This window comes from Flavobacterium sp., assembly GCF_024642105.1.
Taxonomy (GTDB): Bacteria; Bacteroidota; Bacteroidia; order Flavobacteriales; family Flavobacteriaceae; genus Flavobacterium.
Genome location: NZ_JAHEBT010000055.1, coordinates 38,706 through 65,156, shown reverse-complemented (window position 1 = coordinate 65,156; position 26,451 = coordinate 38,706). Strand labels below are relative to the sequence as shown.

The 26,451-nt window shown below is 30.1% G+C and carries 24 protein-coding genes; all 24 read right to left on the bottom strand.

From position 1 onward, the window contains the following. Positions 1-11 precede the first annotated feature (11 nt). Positions 12-1,124, bottom strand: coding sequence for a GDP-mannose 4,6-dehydratase (gene gmd, locus Q0L65_RS11335; protein ID WP_296686405.1), 1,113 nt, complete (start codon positions 1,122-1,124; stop codon positions 12-14). A gap of 3 nt (positions 1,125-1,127) precedes the next feature. Beyond that, a complete protein-coding gene (locus tag Q0L65_RS11330) occupies positions 1,128-1,727 on the bottom strand; it encodes a sugar transferase (protein ID WP_296686403.1) in 600 nt (199 codons plus the stop codon). Beyond that, positions 1,724-2,953, bottom strand: a complete 1,230-nt coding sequence (locus tag Q0L65_RS11325) for a DegT/DnrJ/EryC1/StrS family aminotransferase (RefSeq protein ID WP_296686401.1) — start codon at positions 2,951-2,953, stop codon at positions 1,724-1,726. Before Q0L65_RS11325 ends, Q0L65_RS11330 begins: the two co-directional genes overlap by 4 nt. A gap of 3 nt (positions 2,954-2,956) precedes the next feature. Beyond that, positions 2,957-4,309 carry a fatty acid--CoA ligase family protein gene (locus Q0L65_RS11320; protein ID WP_296686398.1) on the bottom strand — a complete coding sequence of 451 codons (1,353 nt, stop codon included), beginning with the start codon at positions 4,307-4,309 and terminating at the stop codon, positions 2,957-2,959. A gap of 2 nt (positions 4,310-4,311) precedes the next feature. Next, the gene (locus Q0L65_RS11315) at positions 4,312-5,025 is read right to left on the bottom strand and encodes an SDR family oxidoreductase (protein ID WP_296686395.1); all 714 of its coding nucleotides are present in this window, start codon (positions 5,023-5,025) and stop codon (positions 4,312-4,314) included. Continuing rightward, positions 5,018-5,329: a hypothetical protein gene (locus tag Q0L65_RS11310; protein ID WP_296686394.1), complete on the bottom strand. Its 312-nt coding sequence runs from the start codon at positions 5,327-5,329 to the stop codon at positions 5,018-5,020. The genes Q0L65_RS11315 and Q0L65_RS11310 overlap by 8 nt, the downstream gene beginning before the upstream one ends. Positions 5,330-5,332: 3 nt before the next feature. Then, entirely contained in the window at positions 5,333-5,956 is a 624-nt protein-coding gene (locus tag Q0L65_RS11305) for a hypothetical protein (RefSeq protein WP_296686391.1), read from the bottom strand. Positions 5,957-6,275: 319 nt separating this feature from the next. Further along, positions 6,276-7,520: a glycosyltransferase family 4 protein gene (locus tag Q0L65_RS11300; RefSeq protein ID WP_296686390.1), complete on the bottom strand. Its 1,245-nt coding sequence runs from the start codon at positions 7,518-7,520 to the stop codon at positions 6,276-6,278. Beyond that, on the bottom strand, positions 7,517-8,305 hold the full coding sequence (locus tag Q0L65_RS11295; protein ID WP_296686388.1) for a hypothetical protein: 789 nt from the start codon (positions 8,303-8,305) through the stop codon (positions 7,517-7,519). The genes Q0L65_RS11300 and Q0L65_RS11295 overlap by 4 nt, the downstream gene beginning before the upstream one ends. After that, complete coding sequence (locus Q0L65_RS11290; protein ID WP_296686386.1) at positions 8,302-9,297, bottom strand: acyltransferase; 996 nt, start codon at positions 9,295-9,297, stop codon at positions 8,302-8,304. The genes Q0L65_RS11295 and Q0L65_RS11290 overlap by 4 nt, the downstream gene beginning before the upstream one ends. Beyond that, entirely contained in the window at positions 9,294-10,322 is a 1,029-nt protein-coding gene (locus tag Q0L65_RS11285; protein WP_296686383.1) for a glycosyltransferase, read from the bottom strand. Before Q0L65_RS11285 ends, Q0L65_RS11290 begins: the two co-directional genes overlap by 4 nt. Before the next feature lie 12 nt (positions 10,323-10,334). Then, entirely contained in the window at positions 10,335-11,588 is a 1,254-nt protein-coding gene (locus Q0L65_RS11280) for an O-antigen polymerase (protein ID WP_296686382.1), read from the bottom strand. Positions 11,589-11,652: 64 nt separating this feature from the next. Next, entirely contained in the window at positions 11,653-13,173 is a 1,521-nt protein-coding gene (locus Q0L65_RS11275) for a lipid II flippase MurJ (RefSeq protein ID WP_296686380.1), read from the bottom strand. Positions 13,174-13,193: 20 nt separating this feature from the next. Then, positions 13,194-14,747 carry a sulfatase-like hydrolase/transferase gene (locus Q0L65_RS11270; RefSeq protein WP_296686377.1) on the bottom strand — a complete coding sequence of 518 codons (1,554 nt, stop codon included), beginning with the start codon at positions 14,745-14,747 and terminating at the stop codon, positions 13,194-13,196. Beyond that, positions 14,734-16,080, bottom strand: a complete 1,347-nt coding sequence (locus Q0L65_RS11265; RefSeq protein WP_296686375.1) for a hypothetical protein — start codon at positions 16,078-16,080, stop codon at positions 14,734-14,736. Before Q0L65_RS11265 ends, Q0L65_RS11270 begins: the two co-directional genes overlap by 14 nt. Then, positions 16,073-16,234, bottom strand: a complete 162-nt coding sequence (locus Q0L65_RS11260; RefSeq protein ID WP_296686372.1) for a hypothetical protein — start codon at positions 16,232-16,234, stop codon at positions 16,073-16,075. The genes Q0L65_RS11265 and Q0L65_RS11260 overlap by 8 nt, the downstream gene beginning before the upstream one ends. Before the next feature lie 4 nt (positions 16,235-16,238). Beyond that, positions 16,239-17,300 (bottom strand): Wzz/FepE/Etk N-terminal domain-containing protein, encoded by a 1,062-nt coding sequence (locus Q0L65_RS11255; RefSeq protein ID WP_296686370.1) that lies wholly within the window; start codon positions 17,298-17,300, stop codon positions 16,239-16,241. A gap of 658 nt (positions 17,301-17,958) precedes the next feature. Next, positions 17,959-18,927: a PDDEXK nuclease domain-containing protein gene (locus Q0L65_RS11250; protein WP_296686368.1), complete on the bottom strand. Its 969-nt coding sequence runs from the start codon at positions 18,925-18,927 to the stop codon at positions 17,959-17,961. Positions 18,928-18,929: 2 nt separating this feature from the next. After that, positions 18,930-19,292, bottom strand: a complete 363-nt coding sequence (rhuM, locus tag Q0L65_RS11245) for a RhuM family protein (RefSeq protein ID WP_296686366.1) — start codon at positions 19,290-19,292, stop codon at positions 18,930-18,932. A 282-nt stretch (positions 19,293-19,574) separates the two neighbouring features. Continuing rightward, entirely contained in the window at positions 19,575-19,886 is a 312-nt protein-coding gene (locus Q0L65_RS11240) for a helix-turn-helix transcriptional regulator (protein WP_296686364.1), read from the bottom strand. Beyond that, positions 19,883-20,239: a type II toxin-antitoxin system RelE/ParE family toxin gene (locus Q0L65_RS11235; protein ID WP_296686362.1), complete on the bottom strand. Its 357-nt coding sequence runs from the start codon at positions 20,237-20,239 to the stop codon at positions 19,883-19,885. The genes Q0L65_RS11240 and Q0L65_RS11235 overlap by 4 nt, the downstream gene beginning before the upstream one ends. A 539-nt stretch (positions 20,240-20,778) precedes the next feature. After that, positions 20,779-22,074, bottom strand: a complete 1,296-nt coding sequence (locus tag Q0L65_RS11230) for a nucleotide sugar dehydrogenase (protein ID WP_296686361.1) — start codon at positions 22,072-22,074, stop codon at positions 20,779-20,781. A gap of 764 nt (positions 22,075-22,838) precedes the next feature. Beyond that, entirely contained in the window at positions 22,839-25,280 is a 2,442-nt protein-coding gene (locus Q0L65_RS11225) for an SLBB domain-containing protein (protein ID WP_296686359.1), read from the bottom strand. 140 nt (positions 25,281-25,420) lie between these two features. Then, positions 25,421-26,422: a sugar phosphate nucleotidyltransferase gene (locus Q0L65_RS11220; RefSeq protein WP_296686357.1), complete on the bottom strand. Its 1,002-nt coding sequence runs from the start codon at positions 26,420-26,422 to the stop codon at positions 25,421-25,423. Positions 26,423-26,451 lie beyond the last annotated feature (29 nt).

The window sequence follows — 26,451 nt, the reverse complement described above, 5'->3', positions numbered from 1 at the left end:
TGCTGTTTGAGTTAAGCTCTAAAGCCATTTTGTTGTAACATTATTTCTCTTTTTACTCGTTCAACATCTGAACTTACCATTTCACTAACTAAACCAGCTAAATCGTATTGTGGAGTCCAGCCCAACTGTCTTTTGGATTTGGTTGGATCGCCAATTAACAAATCGACTTCTGTAGGACGGAAATATTGAGGGTCAACAGCAATCACTTGTTTACCAATTTCAATTTGAAATTCAAGATTGTTACATGACTTAACATACCCTTTTTCATCAACTCCTTTACCTCTGAATTCAATTTCAATTCCTAACTCACCAAATGCCATTCTCACAAAATCACGCACATAAGTGGTTTCACCCATAGCAATAACATAATCTTCCGGCTTATCTTGCTGTAAAATACGCCACATGGCTTCTACATAATCTTTAGCATGACCCCAATCACGTTGCGCATCTAAATTTCCTAAATACAAACAGTCTTGTTGCCCTAGAGCAATCGCTGCTGTAGCCATAGTGATTTTTCGTGTCACAAAGGTTTCGCCTCTTCGTGGCGATTCATGATTGAATAAAATCCCATTTGTTGCAAACATTCCATAAGCCTCTCTATAGTTTTTGGTAATCCAAAAACCATAAATTTTAGCTACTCCATAAGGCGAACGAGGATAAAAAGGAGAATGTTCATCATACAAGCCTTTTTCATTTTTATTTTCAGCCAAACCACCGTACAATTCTGAAGTAGAAGCTTGATAAATACGGGTTTTCTTTTCCAAACCTAAAATACGAACCGCCTCTAAAATGCGTAAAGTACCAATCCCATCCACATTAGCCACATATTCTGGTGAATCAAAAGACACTTTTACATGACTCATGGCACCTAAATTATAGATTTCATCGGGTTGAACTTCTTGAATAATGCGAATAATATTAGTAGAATCTGTCAAATCGCCATAATGCAATTTAAAATTAACATGATCTTCATGTAAATCTTGATAAATGTGATCGATGCGTTGTGTATTGAATGAAGAAGCCCTTCTTTTCACCCCATGTACGATATATCCTTTTTCTAATAATAATTCAGCCAAGTACGAACCATCTTGACCTGTAATTCCTGTAATTAGGGCTACTTTCATTCTTTATTTATTTTTATTTGAAACTATTTTATAAAAAGTTAAAAAAATAATTTTAAAATACTCTTTCAAACTTTTATTCTCTATATATTTAATATTAAGCTCTATTTTAGCTGGTATAATTTCTTGAATATACATTTTATCAGGATCTAATGCCTCACCTAAAATTTTATTTTCATCTGCATATTCTATAGAAGCATAATCGGTAACACCTGGTTTAACGTCTAACACTCTTCTTTGCTCTTCTGTATACAAATCAACATATTTACGCACTTCAGGTCTCGGACCAACTAAACTCATGTCTCCAATCAATACATTAAACAATTGCGGCAATTCATCAATTTTAAATTTTCTTATAAAAAGACCTATTTGGGTAATTCTGGCATCATTCCCTCCTACGGTAATTAAACCTTTTTTATCAGAACCTAAGGCCATAGACCTGAATTTATATAATTTAAACTCTATCCCATTTAATCCAACTCTTTGCTGTATATAAAAGCCACTTCCTTTACTTTCAATAATAATAAGTAGATATATAATAATAATAAAAGGAGAAAGTAAAACTATACCTAATAAAGAAAATATAAAATCAAAAAAACGTATCATTTAATTGTAATTACTGTCTGATATGCCGATTTTACCGAGTCGATAACATAACTGACTTGTTCTGAAGTTAATTGTGGATAGATAGGTAAAGAAATTTCACAAGCATAATTGATATAGGCTTGAGGGTAATCTTTAATTTCATAACCTTGTTCTTTAAAATAAGTTAACATAGGCATCGGAATGAAATGGACATTTACAGCAACTCCTTTTCGGGAAATCTCATCTATAATAGCGTCTCTTTGAATCTCCGAAATTTCATTAATTCTTAATGCGTATAAGTGATATGATGTTACTTTTTCATTTAAAATAGAAGGAGGAAGTATTGCCCAAGATAGCTTACTGAAAGCCTCGTTATATTCATTAAATATTCTCTTTCTTTCTGAAAGTAATTCAGGATATTGTCTCATTTGAGCTAAACCAATTGCAGCATTCACATCAGGCATATTAATTTTCATGCCTAACCCCACAATATCATACCGCCAACCACCTGCCTTACTTTTCGAAAAAGCGTCTTTGGTTTGACAATTCAAGCTCATTTGACGTAGAAAGGTATATAATTCCTTATTGTCGAAAGGAGAAGGTAAGTTCAAACAGATAGCACCTCCCTCAGCTGTAGTGACATTTTTCACAGCATGTAATGAAAAGATAGCAACATCCGTTTCACTTCCAGTCCGAACATTTTCTTTATAGAAAGCACCCAACGAATGCGCCGCATCATTGATGACCAAAATTCTACCTAATTTTTCTTGTACACTAGATGTCGGAACAAATTGAGATTGTATCTCATTTGTAGTAACTAATTGCATTATTGCCTCATAATCGCAAGGAAACCCAGCAAAATCAACTGGTAATATCGCTTTTGTTTTGCTCGTAATAGACTCTTTTATAGCATTTACCGAAATATTAAAATCTTCTCCAACATCTACCATTATAGGCTTTGCTCCAGCATGAATGACCGCTAAAGCAGTAGCACTGTAGGTGTAAGCTGGCACGATCACTTCATCGCCTGCTTGAACTCCTAGCCATTTCAACATCATAATGGCACCTGATGTCCAAGAATTAACACATAGTACTTCTTTAGCTTTGGAAAATTGTTTGATTTCTGCCTCTAAAGCTTTTACTTTTGGCCCTGTGGTGATCCAACCTGAACGCAATGAATCAACTACTTCGTCAATTACTGCATTATCAATAAAGGGAGGTGAAAATGGTATCGTTTGAAATTGCATAAATTAATTATTTTTTCTTTCTTTCTTAAATCGATTAGTAAAATTGACAGACTCTATTTCACGAATCCTAACCGGTATTTTAAAGGAATCTAACTTTTGCATACAATGTTTTTTTATTTTTAACTTTTCGTTTTTAAAATCAAACCCTTCTTTTAAAACGACATCTGCACAAACCATCTGACCCGTTATGGAATTTTTTTCAGATTTAACGATACAGTCTTGTATGAAATCTAATTCCATAATAACTGATTCAACTTCAGCAGGTAAAACCTTTTCCCCTCCTACATTTATTAGTTCCTTTGATCTACCAATTATTTTAATAAATCCATCTTTTGTTTGTTCAACTAAATCACCTGTCATGAACCAACCATCTTCGGTAAAACTCTCATTTGAATGATTTATATATCCAAGCACTTGCGTTTTACTTCTCAACCACAATTCACCACTAACTATCTTATATTCTTGATTTGGATCATCAAACTTTAAAAAGGTACTTGACGAAGACATGCTAGACGTCTTCATTATACCTGTTTCACTTGTACCAAAAGTTTGAAGAAATTTAACTCTAGGTAGTTTCTCTTTTAATTTCAACAATAAACTTTCTGGCATTGCCTCAGTTCCATAAGTAATCATTCTAATGCTTGACAAATCAAAAATATCAAAAACATTACTTATACACATCAAATTTAAAAATGTTGGAGAGGAAGGTAAAATATTAATGTTATATTTTTCAATCAATCGAGCAATATCATTAGGGTTTCTGTTTTTAGGTATCGTTATAATTACCCCCATCGATAAACAATTAAAAAGAGTATTTAACCCCCCAATATGATCAAACATAAGAAATACTAAAAAATTCATTTCTTTACCTTTCTTATCGATATAATTTGAAAGTAAATTTTCTAAATTATGAACCATTGCTTTTGGCTTACCCGTACTACCACTACTAAATAATATAAGCCCGGATGATTTAGTTTCGATTAAAGTGTCTAACAAATGATGTCTTTCTAGTTTATTACTATATTCAATTTTTTTTTCTGAATTAGAATTAAGATTAAATATCCAGTCGGGTTGAGCTACATCAATTCTTTCATTAATCTCTTGTTCATTGTCAGATGTGATTGGTACAATAATATTTCCATTAAGGGCTAAGCTAAAAAATAGCGAAATTGAATCAATAGAATAATCTCCAAGCATAAAAACAACTTCTCCACTATTAACATTTAATTTTTCCAATTTTAAATTGAAATTGGAAATATTTTTAACTAAATCAGAGTAGGAATACTCTCTTTCTGAATCAATAATTGCTATCTTTTCTTTGTACAAAGATAACTTCTCTATAAAACTACTAATCATTGTCATTTGAATACTCCTCCTAGATATATGGTTTGTCCCGTAATAAAATTACTTTTAGAATCAATATAAAAATCTATAATATTAATTATATCATCAAAATTTCCTAATCTTTTAATTGCTTGTTGAGAAAGTAATTCCTCTATTTTATTTTTAGGCACAGCTTTTATCAAATCAGTTTCAATTGGTGTGGGACCAATAGTATTGACTGTTATTCCCATAGAAGCTACTTCTTTGGAAAAAACTTTGGTAAATTGTTCAATAGCACTTTTAGAAGCTGCATAAATTGCTTCTCCTTCTAAATTTAGTGGCACCGCAACAGTAGAAAAATTTACAATTCGTCCAAAATTATTTTTTTTCATCAGCTTTACCGCTTGTCTTGAAAATAAAAAAGTACCTGTGAAATTTGTATCAAAAAGTTTATTAACCGTACTTAATGGTGTTAATAACGAATGATTCATTGACGCCATTCCAGCATTATTTATCAATACATCGAGGCGACCATATTGTTTTCTAATATTCATAAACAGATTGTTCACCTGTTTTTCATCAGATACATCTAGAGAAAAATGTTTATAATTTTCATGCTGCAATTCAGATTCTGACCTACTACATCCAATAACAATATGTCCTTTTTCTAGATAATATTTTGTAAGATTATAACCAATTCCTTTTCTGGAACCTGTTATTAATATGATGTTTTGATTTATACTATTCATTAGGATTTTCATTAATCACTTCTAAAATATAATCTGCTAAATATGAAACTCTTGCGAATGGACTTGTTCGCCTTGACATCGCTTTATCATCAGCTAGAAGAATAGAAACATCAAATTTATCTTCTAAAACCTCCTCGACTGAAACAATAAAACTTACTAAACCCAAAGAATCCAATATTCCATCACCTCCGAATAATTTTGTGTTTTCTCCTTCAGAAAAATCAAAGATTAAATCATATTCCTGACAAAATTCTTTTAAAGTACTTTCAAGAATTTTAATTATACTTTCACGTTCAATTTTCATATATTAATTTTTATTTGTTTTAAGTTTAACTATAAATCGTTTTCTACCATCACTAAGATTTAACTCACTAATAAACTCAGCAGACAGAAGTTTATAATAATTTAATACCAGCTTATTATTTGAATCAACTTCTAAGTAATAATAGTCGTATCCCAATACATTTAATATTTGGCTCCATTTTTCCCTTAATTTTAGAGACTCATTCTTTCCATCATAACTTGGGCTCCATGCCCAATATTCAGCTCTTGGACCTTCATTAGAACTAAACTTATATTTATCATTACTTGATGTTAGAGACTTCTGTCTTAATATGACTTGACTTAATAATGTTGGGTTTGTAATTAATTTAATTAAAATAGGGAGTACAAATTTACAAGCTTTTTTTCTTAAAGCTTTTTTATGCTCCATCGGCTCAATTGATCCTGAATGAAAACCAGCAATTACACCGTTATTATCTTCTGCAACTAAGATAAATGATTTTTTTTCATTAATCAATATTGAATAATAAGCTTCTAAAAAATTAACTCCCAATTTATGCATAAAACCATCGACTTGCTTAACAGAACATTCATAATGTATATTTGAAATTCTACTTATATCGCTTTTTTTTGCAATTCTAAAATTCATTTTTAATATTTTTAATAATATTATTAATTTCAATAATCTAAATTAGATAAGTAGTTATTAAAAATGTACACAGAAAAATTTATTCTTTAAGTTCAAAAGATGTTTTTCATCAATAAAGTTATAGAATGAAATTTAAAACTTTATTTTTTTACTTATTCTAAGAATAATGGCTCATATTTTACATTTTAAAATACTAGATAATAGTAATCTATTTTAAAAAAAACTTAACATGTTTTATACTTTATTTGCTTGATACGAATTTAAATTTGTTTATTTAAAATTTGTATTTTTTATTAAAGTATATTCTCATATTAAATGATTAAAATTTTAGATTTATATTAATTAATTTTGTAAACTTTAAAAAATTATCTAATTGTATTTTTTGATCAAAACTACTTCCTAATTGAAATGATTTTTTCTTTATTAAATCAATATTTTCATCATTAAGAATCAATTGTAATTTATTCATAAATGATTGTACATTTGACGCTTGATAATTATATCCAATACCATATGTATCTACATAATCCATTACCTCGCCTTTTAATGAATTTAAAACAACTAATCCCGCAGCTGTATAATCATAAAACTTGTCAGACATTTCCACATTAGAAAATGCACCATATGAATTCAAACCAACATCACATTTACTATATAGATAAGGTAACGAATTCTTCGAAATCTTTCCAATATACTTTACATTATCCAATTTATTATTTTTTATAAATGTTTCAACATAATTTCTCTCACTTCCATCACCTGCAATAATTAACTTACATAGATTATTATTTAAATTTAAAAATCCTTGAAGTATAGTTTTTATATCATATGAAGGCCCTAAGGTACCCGCAAAAATAAACCAAATCTCATTTTCGTTTTTTTTACATAATTTGGTTTCAATATAAGAATCAATAATGTCCATTTGAGCTCTAAATTCACCAACATCAATTCCATTATAAATAACGGCATGTGGCTTTTGTAGAATATTATTGCTTATGCAAATAGGGATGTCTAAATACTTTTTAGCTAATGAAATAAATCCAACGCAATTATCAAAAACCTTTTTCCTTATAACGTATATTGGTGTACAAAATAAATTAACTAGTGGACGATAAATTTTAGAAAACGAATCAACAATTAATTCTGGCCATAAATCCATCTGATCTACTACATATGGAATTTTATTATTTTTACAGTACCAATAACTAGGGTAATAAAATAAAACTGGAGAATCTCCCACAAAAAATAAATCTGGTTTTATATATTCTTTTTTCAATACTTCAATTAAATTTAAACCATAAGTTAAATCTCTAAAAATCCTTCCAAAAGAAAAGTTGTTTTTGTATGGTCTCGATTTAATTAAATGAATTTTAAGATTTTCTGATATAACAATAATTTTAGATTTATTAGACCTCTCTTTCTTAAAATGATGAGAAAATGTAGATGTAAACCATACCACCTCATGTCCATCTGACGCTAAAGATTTAGCCAACAAATAAAATCTATATTCTCTCCAATCCTCTCCAGGGATTGTACCATAAGGGTTTGATAAATATACTTTCACTTTAAATAATTTAATTTTAAAAAATTAGTTGCTTTTTCCAAAGTATTAAAGTTTTTCTCTTGATAAGAGTTTAATTTAATCGATGTATTCTTTTTGATACTAGTATTGCACAAAATAGAAGATATAAAAGCTAAAGAACTTCCATTTGAATATACTTCATTGTAAATACCAAATAATTTAATTAACTCAATACTTGTATAAGAAGAGGTGTTAATGTACTTTATGTTTTTTGAGGTGACTAATAATTTAATTTCATTATTATCATTAAACAACTTGTCGTTATTTGAAATTATTGAAATTTCAGGTTTAGTAGCATTTAAAAAATTAATTACAAATTTGATTTCTTCATCAGTATTTTTAAAAAAATCTCCTAACCTCAAATGATATAGTGATTTCTCTTTTTTACTTTGAAAAATACCTAACTCTATTCTTATTAAATCAATTTGTTGACATAACATTATATTATTGAATATTTTATAATATATATAGTTTTGAAAATAACCATCAACAATAACGGTTCCAAAGAAATTAAAATACTCTTTATTGGAAATCCCTAGTCTATAAAACAATTGAGGAAGTCTAAATTTTAAAATTAGCTTTTCAATATAATTTGGCTTAACAAATATATTATTTGATGGATATTCCCAATTTGCAACTCTTTCATAATTTGATTCATGATAATGTGCAATTTTATTTAAATTGTATTTTTCAGCAAGTAATCTTACGAATAAAATCTGAAAAATTTGATTTCCTAAACCACCGCATGATCTAAACAATATTTTCATATAGATTTTGTTTCAATTTCTCCCAATAATAATATTTTTAATATTTTAATTTTCTTTATTAAAAAAATTAAAAAATAACTTGCAGTTAAAGAAAATATAAGAAAAAGAATTAACTGCAAATTATAACTCAAAGAATAATACTGATTGTCAAATAAATATTCAATAAAAAGAGTATGTGTAGCATATATACCTAAAGTTACACTTCCTAAATTCTTAAAAAAACAAAAAAAAATATGTAGGTATTTGTGTTTTTCAAAAAAAGATTTGAATATATTAAAAAACAAAAAAATCCCACATAAAGCAACTATAAATTTATATATATATGAAAAATATAGTCCCAAATCAATATTTTTATAAAATAATGGCAACCCTTTAATCACAGAAAAGAAAGCTAAAACAGGAAATAAAATAAGAGTTACTAATAAAATCAAATAATTATATTTATTTATGATAAATTCATATTTATGAATAAAAAAACCGATTATGAAGAACATAAAATACCAAGATATAAATTGAAATCCAAACCATCTAAAATTGGACAATAAGAAAATTATATATAAAAACAAAGCTCCGAAAACTAAAATTATTTCAGGTCTTTGACTAAGTTTATTAGCTATGAAATTCAGAAAATAAAATATACAAATACAAAAAAACAGAACCCATAAGAACCAAAGTCCTGTATCAGGGCTCTTCATTAATATAACAAAACTATCAATAAAAGATTCATTTTTAATAACAACAGACTTGATAAACCACCAACTAAAAAAAGGAATAATTAATTGGAATAATCTAAAATATAAGACTTTAAAATGAAATTCTTTTTTAAAATTCACAAATCCACTTAATACAAAGAATAATGGCATATGAAATGAATAAATATATCTAAATATTATATCATTGTCAAAATTCTTGTTTGTAATTTGAATTACATGCCCTAAAACAACTAAGATTATCAAGAACCCCTTTAAACTATCAATATATTGTAATCTCATTTTAAACCTATTTGAATTAGTATATCATTATTCAAAACGTTTTCAATTTTAAAATCCATTGCTCTTTTTTGACAATTTTTAGACATATTGATTATATTAACCTCTTTATTAACAAACAACAGCATTGCATTCATAAGAGCATCTGGATTCTCTGATTCAATTAGTAAGCCTGTATAATTATTTTCAACAATTTCAGGATTAATATTCCAATTCGATGAAATTATAGGTAAGCCAGCAATAAAAGCATCAATTAATATGCCTGGAAAACCCTCTCCTTTAAAATATGTAGGAAAAAGCATAACATCATATTTTGTTAATTCTTTATAATTTTCAAAACAACTTAAATCTAAAAATCCTTTATAATTCACATTGTTTAAATTTTTCAACTTATTAAAAAAAGAGTTTTCATAATTATTATCTATTTGTCCGAAAAAATCAATTGTAAAACTAATACCCATTTGATTTAAACGTTTAGCACATTCTAAAATTAAATCAGCTCCTTTTTCAGGCATTATTCGTGAAATAAAAACAAATTTCAGATAATTTGTATCCGTTTTTTTTGAAGGTAAATCGAATATTTTTTTAAAATTAGGAATAACGAATACATTATTTAAACCACATCTTTCTAAATCAAGTTTAATACTATCTCCTTCAACTATTATAGATTGAAAATAAGTGAAATATTTAGGATCATATACTCTATTTAAAAGATGTTTTCCTAAATCTCCTCCAATAACCCAAAATATTAAATTTCTTTTAATTTTAAATTTAAAAAGAAATTTCACAAAAACATAAGTACTTCCAGCACTTGTAGAAAAAATAATTTTTCTGTTTTGAAAAAAAACAATTTGAAAAAAAATTTTAAATAAAGTAAATGGTTCTTTTCTAAAATTAATTGTATCAATAAATTTTACATCTTCATATTTAGAATTCAAAAAACTTAATAAGTGTTGATTTTTAGCAGGAGCTCCTGAATAGGCTCTTTTACTATAATTAATTGGACCTATAAATAATATTTTAGTCATAATTAAATATCTTTAAGTTGTTTTATTTGTTGATTTAACAAAAACAATACTAGAATTAGAAGACAATAATAAAAGAAACAAAGACGGTAATAAAATCATCCAAAATGACTGAATAAAAGCGCAGGTTTGACTTCTCATTGTATTTACAATCAAGAAAAATAATATGGAAATAATAATTTTGTTATGATAATTATTATTAGATCTTGCCAATAAACACCAAAAGGCCAAACCTAAATTCCAAAATATGCCATTATAAATTATTCCAAGCCAACCAAATGCATTATAGCCCTCAACAAATAAATGGTATGACCACCCTTCAGCCCTTTCGAAATTATAACCAATTTTTGAAACTATTGTATTTGTTAAAAAAGGATACTTAATTAGTATAAATGAATTTGAAATATTAGATAAAAAAGTATCCAAAGGATCAATTACTCCATATTGCATAGATATAAACAATGTATGTGAGGGGGCATAATAATCTTGGAATAATAATTTAGTTGATGCTAATTCTTCACTAGTGGAAACACTCTCCGTTTCTGTATTTAAAAAAGATGAGAATGAAGTAGTTGAAGATTGAGTTCTTAAACTTAATAGAGTCATCAAAAATTGTATCACAAAAAATCCAACAAAAACAATACTTAATATTTTTTTTTTATTATTCCTAATTGTATTAATTACAGGAAAACATTCAAATATAGAAACCGCAATAAAAAAATATAATATATCGCTTCGTGTTCCAGCAGCAATTGCTACACTAAGAAAAAAAACAAAACACATCAAAAATAAAAAAAAAGAAAAAACCCTTAAATTGAAAGTATTAATTGTATTTCTAAATAAAGTATATAATAAGAATGTACAAATTGTAAAAATCCTAAAACCTAGAACAAACCAAACAGTCCCCATTGGCATTCCTCCACCCCATCCAAACATAGATCTATTGTTTATAAAAAATATATTTAAAATTATATATAAAACAATGGTAATTAAGTAAAACAATATTCTTTTATTTCTATTAACAGAAGGCTTTATTTTATATACTATTTTATCGTAATTCAAAGGGTTTGTAAAACAATAAATTATAAAAGTTACAACAAAAGACAAAAAAATAAATAACCAATAATAATAAAACAATTCTTCACCAAAATATGCACCTATCAATTTAGACAAGTCTGGAAAATATGAATACCCTATTTGTGCAAAAATTGTATACACATATAATACAAAAAATGCCATAGCATGTAAATCATGGCCTCTTTTTATCATTTTAATAATACAATAAAAAACAAAAATAGAGAGTATAGATATTAAGACTGCTGGTAATATCATTTCAATAATTAAATATTTTGTTTAATTGAATAATAACAATTTTTTCTAATTTGAGAATTTCAGAAAGTTTAAAAAGATAACGACTTACGATAAAATAAAAAACAGTAAAAATCATTAAACATAGAATAAGACAAGTAAAATCATTCAATTTATTATTAAGAACATCCCCTATTTTATTTGAAAAATAACCTGATATAAAAGCAATTATTGAATTTGTAAAAATAAAAATAAGAATCCTATACCATAAATATTTATCATCTTTAGTTTTTAACAAAAAAATCATGCAAAAAAATAAAATCAATAAAGCTATTAAATTTGCTAAAGCAATACCATAAATAGAAAATTTAAAAATTAAAATATATGTCAATACAATAAAAAATATAGGTATTAATATCCCAAAAACAGCCATTATCTTATATCTGTTTTGCGAAAAAAAGAAAGTTCTAATTAAATTTAAACCTGCAGTAAAAATAGCCGAGATTAAATAAAATGGAATTACTGAAGCAAAGACATCAATTGACTTAGATGGAAAAGAATCACTACCATAAAAAAAATGCAATATCTTATACCTAAATGAAATAAAAGCAGATGCAATTATAATTGAAAACAACAAAACGAATTTTAAAGAAGTTTCAAATTTACTTATTGCTGAACCAAGATTATTAATAGCTAAATCTTTAGCAGAATCTGGAAATGAGACTATAGCTATACCCATTCCGGTAGCAACAGATAAAAATCCCGCAAAACTTTGAGAATAACCTAAAATTGAAATACTCCCTACATTAAGAAAAGAAGCAAAATAATAACTTATTGCAGATATTAATGTGTATGGTAATAAAGAAAAAATTACCAATACTACTTTTGCTAAAACAAAATTATCTTGGCTATTTTTATAAAACTTAAATAATGTTAATGTATATTTTTTATTTATATTCAAATAAATAAAAATAAACTGAATAACATTTGCAATAAATCCACCTAATGCAATACTAATTACACCTAAATAATTGTGAAATAATAAAACACATAAAATTATCACAATAGGAGGCAATATAGCTATCAAAGCAACTTTAAAAAATTGTTTTTCGAAGTTTAACAAAGCTAATAAAAAGTTAGATATCATAAAAAATCCCGCGCCAAACCAAACTAGAAAAGAAATTTCTACAATAAAAATATAATCTAAATATTGAAAATCTCCAAAATATAATATCCTTAATAATACTATTAAAAATCCAATACATGAAAATATCAATGCAGAAAAAAAAACAAAATTATACACATTATTTATAAAACTTTTTAAGTACATAATATCTTTTTCGATTTTAGCAAAAATCGGAAATAAAACAAATGTAAATAAAACCGGTAACATTCCAGATACAATTGATGGAATAGAAAGTATTTTAAAATAAACATCTATTTCTAAACTTGTCCCAAAAAAATTAGCATATAACAACTGTGCAATAAACCCAAAAAAACTACTTAATATTAAAAATAAGGATGTGACAATAGTATTTTTAAACATATTTATAATTTAGATAAAAATTATTTTTTTTTAATTTGAATAAAGTTATATGGTTCATGTAAATCTGAATAGTATTTAACATCTTTCAAATTTGAATAATTTGATTTAAAATATTCATTAAAAATTATCCTAAAAGTATTGACAGAAGAATAATTCCAATTCTCATATATTTTACGTTTAGAATTATCATTTTTTGAAATATAAATAGCATTAAGTATATGAAATTGTTCATTTACCCAATTTTCTTTATTTAAAAATTTTTTATTATTTATTTTACATCTAGAACCGTGATCTCCTTGAATTAATATTATCTTATTCTTCTTATCATTTTTAATAATTTTATTTAACAAAATTATAGTTTTAAAATTGATATATTTTAATTGCTCAATATATAACTTTTCATTCCAGCCTACACCTTCATTTTCATTATCTATTCCATACATCCCTATTTTTCCAGATTTGTTAAAAAGAAATGGTGGGTGAGGTGAGATTACATGTGCAAAAACAAATTTTTTCTTATTGTTTTTAGCAATGGAAGGTAATTTTTTATAAACATTTAATACTTTATAAGCATAATTTGAAATAATAAAATCTGAAAAAAATGGATTTTTAAAAATTTTAAAAGCTGAATTATTTAAAAAGACGTTTAGCAAGTCATTATCTGATGATGAAAAAAATAAATCTGTATAATAATTTTCTTTTGTGTTAATTAAGAATTCATTTTTTTCTGTTTTTTTTAATCCAAAACCTGAATCAAAAAAGTAATATGAATAGCCATAGGACTTCAATATTTTTGCAACTTTATTATGTGAAATGTATCTTTCTAAATCTTTATAATATATATCACTTTTGATTATTCTATTTATATAATTTAAATTGAGCGTACTGGACAATGAAAAAGAAGTTCTATTATAATTTGAAACTGCATTATCTTGGACTCTAAAACCTATTTCTTTTAGTTGATTATAAAATTGAGAATTATCGTATTTTAAAAATGATTTAATTGAGTTTTCTGAACCATACCCATCTAAGATTATGAAGTAAATATTTGGCGCATCTTTAAAAGAATAATTATTTACTGCAGTTACATTATTATGTAGGTTTTTATAATCTATAAATATTTTATCAACTAGATTAATAAATGGGGTCAAATTTAGTGTTATAAGAAAAATCAATAAAAAATTATATTTAACAGATGTTTTATTAATTTTATTTAACAGATACGTTAATCCAATAATTATAATTACTATTATTGGCAGGAGAAATCTGTGACTACTTAAAAGACCTAAAAAATTAGTCTGACTTGATAAAAATGAATAATAAATGCCATAAGTGAAAAAGAAAATTGATACAATAATCGAAGCAAAAGGATAATTTATTAAACCTAATTTATTTCTTAACAAATAAAATATAGAGTAAACAATTGTAGTGAATAAATATACTATACCTAGAGGTATTATATACATAAACAAATTTGTATTCTGAAAATTTGATGTATATAGAATAGTAACTGGATAAGTACTTAAAGCAAGCGCTATGAATAAATACTTACTAAAAAAATTATTTTCTTTCATAACAAAACAATTCTCTTTTCGTACCAAAAATATTTTTTTTGTCTATCAGAGTAAAATAATTATTAAAACCAATTTCAAAATTAATTTGATTATAAATTAATTTATGATGTGGTCTATTTTGCAATAAAATTTGTGATTGAGAATCTTTCGGATCAACGAATTCAATAATCAAATATTGGGTGTGTTGTGCTAACTTTTTAGCAATTTCTTCAAAACTGATATCGTGAGTAATGACTAAATGATGAACAATAGCTAAAGCTTGTATCACATCTACCTGACAACGCTCCCAAAATGATTTGCGTTCAATATTATTCCAACCAATAGCTGGTGTAGGATTAACTAAATTCATTTGTAAGGGATGAATTAAATTATGTTTGCTTTTAAATGCCCTATCAACAGCTAATTCATCAATATCTACTACCAAAGTGTACATACCTTTATCAGCTAATAATTGAGAGTACAATCCGTCATTAGCACCAATATCCAATGCTTTGTTTCCATCAATTTGATCTAAAAACCCTTTAATAATTTTAACTTTATGTTGCTGACTTTCAATATTATAATTATTATTTTGATTATAATCGTCCCAAACTGTTTGTTTTTGTTTCAGAACTAGATTTTCGATAGAAGAGGCTAGATGAGTAATAATATTGCTTAATTGTTTTTGAGCTACTTTCTTTTCTTTAGAATGATTCGTTATTTTTCCTTCTCTTTTAGCGTGTAAGTATAAATGTAAAAAAGCACCTGAATCTAAAAAATCGTTCCAATTACACAATGAAACTACTTCTTTTAAAGGAATTCCATCAATAAAATACTGTAATAGTTTAGGTAATATACAATTCTTTTTAGCCGCTAGGAACAAAGGCCCATAAAAATGTTTACAAAATTGGTAATAGGCTTTCCAAGGCGTATCCTGCTCATAAATTTCAAAAGAAGCCAAATCAATAAAAATAGGTTTACAACCTATAAATTGCACATTAAACATGGAAGCATCTTTCAAAATCATGCCATATTCTAAAGCGAGTTGATTGATTTTTAAGGTCAATATAGCAGCCTCTTTGAATTGGCTAAAAGACCATTCATAGGGATAGGAAACAAAAGGAAGAATATCGGTTCGTAAAACTCGAGAAGAAATACCTCCTTCAGGAGAGTCATCAATTATCTCAACAAAAGGCAAAATAAACCCTTCCTGAAGTAATCTGTCTTTTAATCCTGACTCAATAAAATGAATGTAATGTTTCTCATAATTAAGACTAATGTGTCTGTAATAGTAAGAACTATCAAATGATAAACTAGAATCAGGATCTCTAAAAGAACTTCCTTCTTTAATCATTTTTCTTTTTAAATTTTGCAAATACTGTAGCAAAAAAATTCATTACCACCATTTTAATATTTTTAAAAAATAACAATGTTGAAATAGCACCTGCTATTAAAGCTTGTAATAATAAACTTCCACTACCGGGATCAATATACAATTGTGGTAACATATAATTAATTGTTAATCTGTTGAAAAATCTTTTTGAATACTAAACCTAAAACCGCTAAAAATCCTGCAAGTATTCCACCAAACACAATTCCTTTCGCTTTCCCAAAACGTTCTTTAGGCAACGGCAAAATGGGTTGGTCAATTACCTGAATTAAAGGGGTTTCCTTGCGTAGTGTTACTTTAGCCAGTTCCGTTTGTTTCACTAATTCCGTTAAAATCGCAGTATTGGCTTGCACATCCACCTGTCTTCGAGCGGATGGCACTCGTTTTACATTTAAAGCAGGATTTAAACCAAACGTATTGTCATTCGCAACAGCTACTCCGGTAATCGCACCATTCAATTCAGCACGCACAGAGTCAGTTTGTCTAACTAGGATATCCATATTTTCTTTGGCGCGTTTACTTTTGGTTTCGATGTAAAAATCAATTACTGTTTTGGTCAATGCCAAAGTAAATTGTTGGGCAAAGTATTCATCAGTTCCTGTCATTGTGATGGTTCCAATAGCCACTTTTTTGTCTTTTTGCTCTACAGTTAAATTATTTTTAGACAAATCATTGTAGATGATGCCAAAGATACTATCCTGCACACGGTTAAATTGACTTCGATTGGCATTGGGAGCAAATTGCAATGACTTCAATTGGGATTTTTCTTGCCATTTCTCGCGCCATTTTTTATTTTGGATGTAGAGTTCAGCTAATGAAATCGTAGCCTTCCCTTTCATCACTGGAGCTAACAGCGTTTGTTCTACCATTACTCTAGACTTAAACAACTCCATTAAATTAGCTCCTGAAAAGGCACCACCTGTAGTTCCTCCAAGATCAAATCCTAAAGAACTAGCCAAACCTAAAGCACTACCCAAGCCGCCACTAGATTTACCATCTTCCAAAGCATAGGTCAATGATGCGGTATAAATAGGTTTTTTAATAAATGAATAGGTCAAGCCTAAAGCCGCTCCTACTACTCCTGCTAGCACAATGATCTTCCATTGTGACAAAAGGTAAGAATACCATTCTTTGGCTTTTTCGATAAGTTCTTTAAGGGTGATTTCGTCGTTTTGTGTTTCCATGTTATTTTTTTTTGCCACGAACCTGCTTGCCGCAGGCAGGGACGCTAAGGCACTAAGGCTAGTTATTGCGAACGCAGTGAGGCAATCTATAACTCACTAATGATTCGCAGATTTATTATTTTATTGTTGTTGGTCGTCTGTCATTGCGAACGCAGTGAAGCAATATCTATTGTTTTTTTGTTTAAAATTCGTTGTTAATGGTCTGCCATTGCGAACGCAGTGAAGCAATCTTTAGTTGTATTGGTTTAAACTTTTTGTAAATCGTAAATCGACCCGAGGCGAAGCCGAACGGAGCGAAGCTAATATCTTAAATCGTAAATTGTTAACACACCCCTAACCCCTCTCAAGAGGGGAACGTATAGTACTACTTACAAGAATTGCTAAATTTTCAAATTGGTACATTCCCATATCGTAAATTATTTCTTTAATTTCTTCAATCTGTGTTCTTATAATTATAATGCTATTTACATGAATTGCTACATTTTCAAATTGGTACATTTATGAAATTCGTATATCCTAAATCGTACCTCGTAATTTTTCACACACCCCTAACCCCTATAAATCTGGTTTTTATTGTGTTTTTGGAATCGTTGAATCTTCGATTTCAAGAGGGAGAACGTGTAGTGTAAGGTACACGAATTGTTATATTATTAAATTACTAATGATCAAATAAGTCGTGTAATTTTTTCTGTAAAAGTTGTTTATCTGGCAATTGCGTAGTATATTCAGCTATCATAGTTGGAGAAAGGCTTCTACTTAATGCGTATTCTACTACTTCATTGTCTTTGTCTTTACATAACAAAACACCGATACTCGGATTTTCATTATCTTTTTTTACATCACGATCTAAAGCTTCTAAATAAAAATTGAGTTGTCCCAAGTGCTCTGGTTTAAATTTATCGGTCTTTAATTCAAAGGCAACCAAGCATTGTAATCCACGATGATAAAAAAGTAGATCGAGAAAAAAATCACTGTTCCCAACAAGTAATTTGTATTCCTCTCCAATAAATACAAAATCTTTTCCTAGTTCTAGTATAAAATTTTTCATTTGTCTTACTAGTCCATGTTGTAACTCCCTTTCGGTGTAAGGTTCAGATAAATTTAAAAATTCAAAAACATAACTATCTTTGAATAGTGCTTCTGTGTCTTTTTTACTTTCTCTCAACATTGTCGATAATTTTGAGTTTTCGAGCATGTTTCGCTCGAAATAACTTGCCGAAATCTGTCGATCTAATTCTCTTTTGCTATAATTCTCTTCTTGAACGAGTTTTAAATAGAACTCTTTTTCTTCTATCGTTTTGCACCTTGAAAATATAAGCATATTGTGAGTCCAACTAATTTCTCTCACCACTGGTACGAGTTTTGGAAAATCTTTATAAGTTTCATAAAACTGTTTCATTCTCCAAATATTTTTATCAGAGAATCCTTTTATTTCAGGTTCTGATTGTTGAATATATTTAGCTAATTCGGTTACTACACCATCTCCCCATTCGGACTGTATTAATTTATTGCTAATGTATTTTCCTATATTCCAATAGAGATTGATAAGTTCTGCATTTACAGCTCTTATTGCATTCGATCTAGAATGCTTAATCAATTGAATAATATCTGTAAATCGTTTATCCATTTTTAATTTACTTGGGAATAGTCTTTTAAGATTTTGTTTGCCCAAATTCTGAATTGTGTCCCTGTTTTAGACTTAACTCGATACCCTACTGAAATGATTACATCTAAATTGTATATTTTAATTTTTCGACTAACTTTTCGTTCTCCTTCATTTTGAACTGTCAAGTATTCCTTGACAGTTGAATTTTCTTCTAATTCTCCCTCTTTAAAAATAGTAGCAATATGCAAACTAATATTTTGTTTGGTGGATTGAAACAATTGTACCATTTGCAATTGAGTAAGCCAAACAGTGTCGTTTTCAATTAATACATCAATAGGTTGCGATTCAATTCCTGATGTATAAGGAATTAGTATATTATTTTCCATAGGGGGCATTTTATGGTAATAGTATTTTATATGTTTATTAATAAAAAACTAGCTTTTCAAATAACTAAATTGATACATTTCAAATTGGCACATTTTTTTTGAACTTCGTATATCGTATATTTTTAACACACCCCTAACCCCTCTCAAGAGGGGAACGTGTAGTGCTCCTTACAAGAATTGCTACATTTTCAAATTGATACATTCCCATATCGACCCGAGGCGAAGCCGAACGGAGCGAAGCTAAAATCGTATATCTAATATCGTACTTCGTAAATCCAAATCCTAGCCCACGCTAATATTCAAATTAGGCAATTCAATCTGTAATTTAACCGTTGCTTTTAATGCAGTAAAAACGCGCAATAAGGTATCCATGGTAACATTACTAGCATTATTTTCAATTCTAGATATCTGAGCTTTCTGAACTCCAATTAATTTTCCAAGTTCTTCTTGGGTTAAATTTCTTTCTTTTCGAGTCTGCTTGATTGCCTTGCCAATTAAGTCCATCTGAAGTTCATACTCAAAAATATCACGCGATACAGTACCTATCTTACCGATAAGTTCATCTTGTACTTGATCTAAGGTATATGTTTTCATTTTTTCTTGTTTGCTACTTGTTGTTCTTCAAAATAATGAATCTTCAATCGAATGGCTTTCTGAATTTCTTTGTCAGGGACTTTACTTTGTTTTTTTATGAACCCATGTGTAGCAATAACTACGGTTTCTGTTGCTGCTGTTTTGTCCCAAAAAGCAAGAAGTCTGTATTGCAATCCATGATACAAAGTTCGAAACTCCCAAATATCATTAGTTAATTTCTTAAATAAATCAGAATTGGTTTCATTTTGTGCACGACGGATATTGTACAGCACTTTCTCGTAATGCTTTCGATCTAATTGTTTCAAAAACTCAAATGCGTCTTCTAAAAAAAGAATTTCAAAAAGGGGCTTCATCTTTTTTTATTATTGAGAACAAATATAATTTAAGTTTCATTAAATAGAAACTTTTGATTGTAAAAGTTATCACAAATTGTGATAAGCTCTTATCGTATTCAATTGTTGGTCGTCTATCATTGCAAACGCAGTGAAGCAATCTTTAGTTGTATTGGTTAAACTTCGTAAATCGTACTTCGTACTTCGTAAATTGTAACACACCCCTAACCCCTATAACTCTAGTTTTTATTGTTGTATTGGAATCGTTGAATCTTCGATTTTAAGAGGGGAACGTGTAGTGCTACTTACACGAATTGGTACATTTTCAAATTAATACATTTCTAAATCATACTTTGTAAATTTAAAAACTACATATTTTAGTTTATGCTGAGCACTAATAACTGAATACTGATCACTTTTCTATTGCCTTTTGCCTAATGGCTATTGCCTCTTATTTTGTATACACGAATTGCTATATTTTCAAATTAGTACATTTCAAACATCGTACCTCGTATATCGTACTTAATATATCGTATATCGTACTTCGTACCTCGTATATCTTACAATCTCCAATAATTCACATACTCTTCCTGCTTCAATACTCCTTTAATATCAAAAAGATAAACAGGTCCGTTAGACAAGACTTCAAAGTCAGATGGTTGCATACTACGATACACTTGGTGCCCTACAGCCAAAACAATACTATCGTATTGTCCTTCGGGTGCCGCTTTCAAATGAATATTGTATTCGTGTGCTAATTCTACTGGACTTCCAAAAGGGTCAATCACATCAACGGCAATCGAATAATCTTCTAGCTCTTTGATTAAATCAACTACTTTCGAATTGCGAATGTCAGACACTTCTTCTTTGAAGGTAATGCCCATCACCAAAACTCTCGATTTCCCAGGATTTTTATCTTGTTCAATCAACGATTGTACAATGCGTTTGGCAATAAACGACGGAATAAAATCATTCACCCTACGACCTGCTGCAATCACCTGAGGTTCAATGCCAATCATTTTGGCTTTGTGCATCAAATAAAAGGGATCCACACTAATGCAATGTCCTCCTACCAAACCAGGTTGGTACGGATGAAAATTCCATTTAGTCCCTGCAGCAGCAATCACGGCTTGAGTATCAATGCCCATTTTATCAAAAATAATAGCCAATTCGTTCATTAACGAAATATTAATATCGCGTTGGGTATTTTCAATCACCTTAGCAGCTTCAGCTACTTTGATGGATTCCGCACGATGCAATCCCGCTTTAATAATGCTACCATAAACCGCCGCAATCAATTCCAAGGCTTCGACATCATTACCCGAAACTATTTTTAAAATAGTAGTCAAAGTACGAACCTTATCCCCCGGAACAATACGTTCTGGACTATACCCGTATTTAAAATCAACACCCCCTTGCAATCCCGAAACGGATTCCAAGATAGGCAAGCAATCGTCTTCGGTACAACCGGGATATACGGTGGATTCATACACCACCACATCCCCTTTTTTCAAGGCCGAAGCCACACTTTTAGTAGCACCTAATAGCGGATTTAAATTCGGTACCTTATTGGAATCAATATCCGTAGGCACCCCTATAATATGGAAATGGGCCTGTTGTAAATCTACAACATCAGCCGTAAAAGTAATATCACAACCCTCAAAAGCAGTAGCATCTAATTCTTTAGACGGATCAATCCCTTCTTGCATCAACGCAATACGCTCCTGATTAATATCAAATCCAATAACCTTAAAATGCTTCGCTAACTCCAATGCCAAAGGCAATCCAACGTAACCTAATCCAGTTACGGAAATACATTTTTCTTTATTGATAAAAGCTTGAAGTTTGTAAGACATTATTGTTTAGTGGTTGTCGGTTATCGGTTGTCTGTCATTGCGAACGCAGTGACGCAATCTTTAATTAGAAGATTTTTTATTAATTCTTATCTAATAGCGTTTATCGGTCGTCTATCATTGCAAACGCAGTGACGCAATCACTAATTCGCAGATTTTATATTAATTCTTATCTGATAGCGTCTATAGGTCGCCTGTCATTGCGAACGCAGTGAGGCAATCTCAAGTAAGCATTCGTTGTTCTAATGTTGTCCCGAAGCGTCGGGATTAAATTTTCTACTTCGTAAATCGTACTTCATATCTCGTACATCTTTAACACACCCCTAACCCCTCTCAAGAGGGGAACGTGTAGTGCTACTTACACGAATTGATACATTTTCAAATTTTCAAATTAGTACATTTCTAAATCATACTTTGTAAATTTAAAAACTACATATTTTAGTTTATGCTGAGCACTAATAACTGAATACTAAGTACTTTTCTATTGCCTATTGCCTAATGGCTATTGCCTCTTATTTCGTATTCACGAATTGATACATTTTCAAATTTTCAAATTAGTACATTTCTAAATCATACTTTGTAAATTTAAAAACTACATATTTTAGTTTATGCTGAGCACTAATAACTGAATACTAAGTACTTTTCTATTGCCTATTGCCTAATGGCTATTGCCTCTTATTTCGTACACACGAATTGATACATTTTCAAATGGGTACATTATTAAATCGTATATCGTACTTCGTAAATCGTACCTCATATATCGTAAATTATTTAAACGCCGTTACAATCAACAACGCCAAACTCGTCATCACACTACCAATACTCACCCATTCTCCCGTACTCATCTTCTTGGTTTCTGGCTTTTCAGGAATAATAATCTGAGATCCAGGTGTCACTTTAGGATACGATTTGAAAAATAAGAAGGATCCGGTTACCGCTGCTTTTCCATTAGGGTAAATCACATAGGCTTTTTTCTTCCAAGCTTTAGCATCGGTTCCTCCCACAGCATTCAAATAATAATTGATTCCTCTGCCGCTATTATACGGTATTTCCGAAGTCAACAACACATTACCCGTTACTTTCACACTCTCACTAAACGCGGCTACCTCAATTTCATCTCCAGGAAGCAAAGTAATATTAGTACGACTATTCGGATTACGTACAACACGATCCCAATCCACAGGAATGGTAGCATATTTCAGTTCTTCTTTTAATTTCTTAACCGCCTTATTCTTAACAGTATCTTTTTTAGTAATTGTAGCATCGATTACATTTTTAGATAAGTCAATATTGACATTTTCTAAATCTTCAATTTGTTTGGCCGAAATCGGGCGTTTGATTTTTACTCCTTTTGCATTGGCCAAAGGCGTTAAGCCACCAGCGCGTTGAATCAGACTGTATACTTTTTCTTTTTTATCTGCCAATACGTATTTCCCTCCATAGGTAACAGCTCCAGATACGGTTACCATCTCTGGTTTTTCATAGACCGCCATCTTGCGAATGTTCACTACATCAAAAGGGGCTAGCACAAAGTTTTGAGCTTGTTCGTTGTTTGTTGGAGTAATTTCGATATTGAACAATTCCGCACGAGCGGTATTGGTATTATCAATGTCTTCTGATTGAATCATACGTGCAACTTCTACTCTTTTAGAGGCCGATCCAATTAATCCGCCAGCTTGCACTAATAAATCATTCAAGGTCAAAGCGGGATGAAAATCGTATTCTCCTGGTTGTTTGATTTCGCCATCAATGGTTACTTTGTATTCTTCTTTGAAATCCAAAATAGAATAGACAGTCACTACATCTTCTTTGTCTAAGACAATATTCGCTTGAGAATCACCCGATAAGGCTTTCGCTAAATTTACTGAAACAGTTTCTTTGGTTAAATCGTCTTTCACTCTTACAATTGTGGCACGAGTCATATAAGCATCTTCTTTCAAACCATCGGCTTTGGCTACCAAATCAGCAATGCGCATACCTTCGTAAAACGAATAGGTATTAGGGCGAAAAACTGCTCCTTGAATACTGATACGATTTTGAAAACGATTCAAAATTCGATTGACCGTGATCACATCACCCGCTTGTGGGGTATAACTAGCAAATTCAGCGGCTTTGACATCACGTACTTTGAATTCTTTGCTTGTTTTTTGTAAAACCGATACCGAAGCCGTAAAAGCCACATCCGTAAATCCGGAAGCAAAACGAACCAAATCGCTAAAGCTTTCGCCTTTTTTCATTTCGAAAATACCAGGACGTTGCAATTGACCTTCTAAAGTCACGCGTTGGGTATAGGCTGGAATGCGAATCACATCATTGTCTTTCAATCCTATATTATCCGACTGATTACCATTCACCAAAAAACGGTACAAATCAATGGTACGGTATACTTTGTTGTTGCGAATCAATTCAATATTACGGTAACTGCCATTTTGAGCTGGACCACCACCCAAGAATAAAGCATTATACACCGTTGCTAAAGAGGAAACCGAATAATTACCCGGTTGTTTACTCCCAATCAAAGTAACCTTGATAGTGCGAATACGACTTAAACTCACTCCAACCTGTGATTGTCCCGAACGAACTGTGCTGTATACTTTTGCAATGGCATTTTTAATTTTTACGGTAGCCGCTTCAATGGTCATTCCAGAAACAGCAATTTGCCCTACGTACTGAATGTTCACTTTTCCTTCTACGGTTACTGGAACCGCATCGCTAAACTCTTGGATACCATAGACACTAATTTGCAATTCGTCACCTGGTCCTAAAACGTAATTCACTGGAGTAGCCAATTTCAAATTGGGCTCAAAATTCAAGGTAGGTGTATCAAACAATTCTGATCCAAACACCAAAGCGTTGGCTTCGTCTTTGACCTTGGTATTGACAATAGGATCTTGCACTCTTCCTAAAATTTCTGTACTTTCAGTAGCATTCCCTTTTTTGGTATTGGCTGCCATAGGAGTTCCCAAACGCGCCTTTAATTTAGCAAATTCAGCTGCCGGCATCCCTTTAGCCAAAGCCATTGGTTCCGCCTGGTCAATCGTCATATTATTATTTTGTAATTGTATACGCAATTTAGCCAAATCAGCATCGGACAAATAATCCACTTTAAGTGTACTTAAATTTTGCCCTTTTAATAAGTCTTGAGCAACGACTGAATGGGTTGGCGTCAACGCAAAAAACAAAAAGGCGATAAAGAGTAATTTTTTCATATTTTATATTAGTATTTCGTAAATCGTATATCGTAAATTAATTTAATTTCTTCAATCTATGTTCCTCTTATTAATCTTTAACTTCGTAAATCGTACATCGTACATCGTACATCGTATATCGTATATCGTAAATTATTTTTTTAATTCAACAAATCAGAGCCTTGTCGTTCCAGCTCATTGTAGATGTATTTTACATCTTGTGATTGTTCTTTTTGCAAAATCAAATTAGCATCAGGCGTACTGACAAAAATGGTATTCTTTAATCCAATAAAAGTCGAAAAAACATCCGTACCAATCACCATATTCCCTTGGGCATCCACGGGATGACCTTGAGCGACTAAATAATCATACACCGACTCAAACGAGCCCAAATCAGACCAAGCAAATTGCGAAGCCACAACTTTTATTTTTTTAGAACGTTCCATCACGGCATAGTCAATACTAATAGACGGAATAGCCATGGATAAATCGTAATCCAATTGCCCTGCTTGATTGGCTTCCCAAGCTTGTTGGGCTTTAGCATACACCTCAGGCTCAAAAGCTTTTAATTCATCTAACAGAACGCTGGCTTTGAAACAAAACATACCGCTATTCCACAAAAAATTACCTCTAGAAATAAAATCAATAGCCGTAGCTTTATTCGGTTTTTCACGAAAGGCAAGTACGGTGTCGCCACGGTACTCAATATAACCAAAACCCGTTTCAGGTTTAGTGGGAACAATCCCAAAAGTAACGATATAATTGTTCTGAGCCTTGGCAATAGCTTCCGTGATTGCACTAGTGTAGGCTTCCATTTCATCAATGATATGATCCGAAGGAGTAACAATCAAAATCGCATCAGGGGCAGCGGCAAAAGCAGCAAAAGCTATGGCTGCTGCGGTATTTCTTGGTGTCGCTTCTACAATGTCAATATATGAGGTTTGTGTTTTTTCCAACACCTTGCGACTCAAATGACAATTATCCACATTACCCACCACCACAACCTGATCAACCAAATGACTATTGCGAGCCACAGTCATTTCAAACAACGATTTCCCCTCAAACAATTCTAAATACTGTTTGGGTTGACTTTTACGAGAGAGAGGCCACAAACGACTTCCCACTCCTCCAGTAAGTACAACATGTATAATAGATGAACTCATACTATATATTTTTTCAACAACCGTATCAT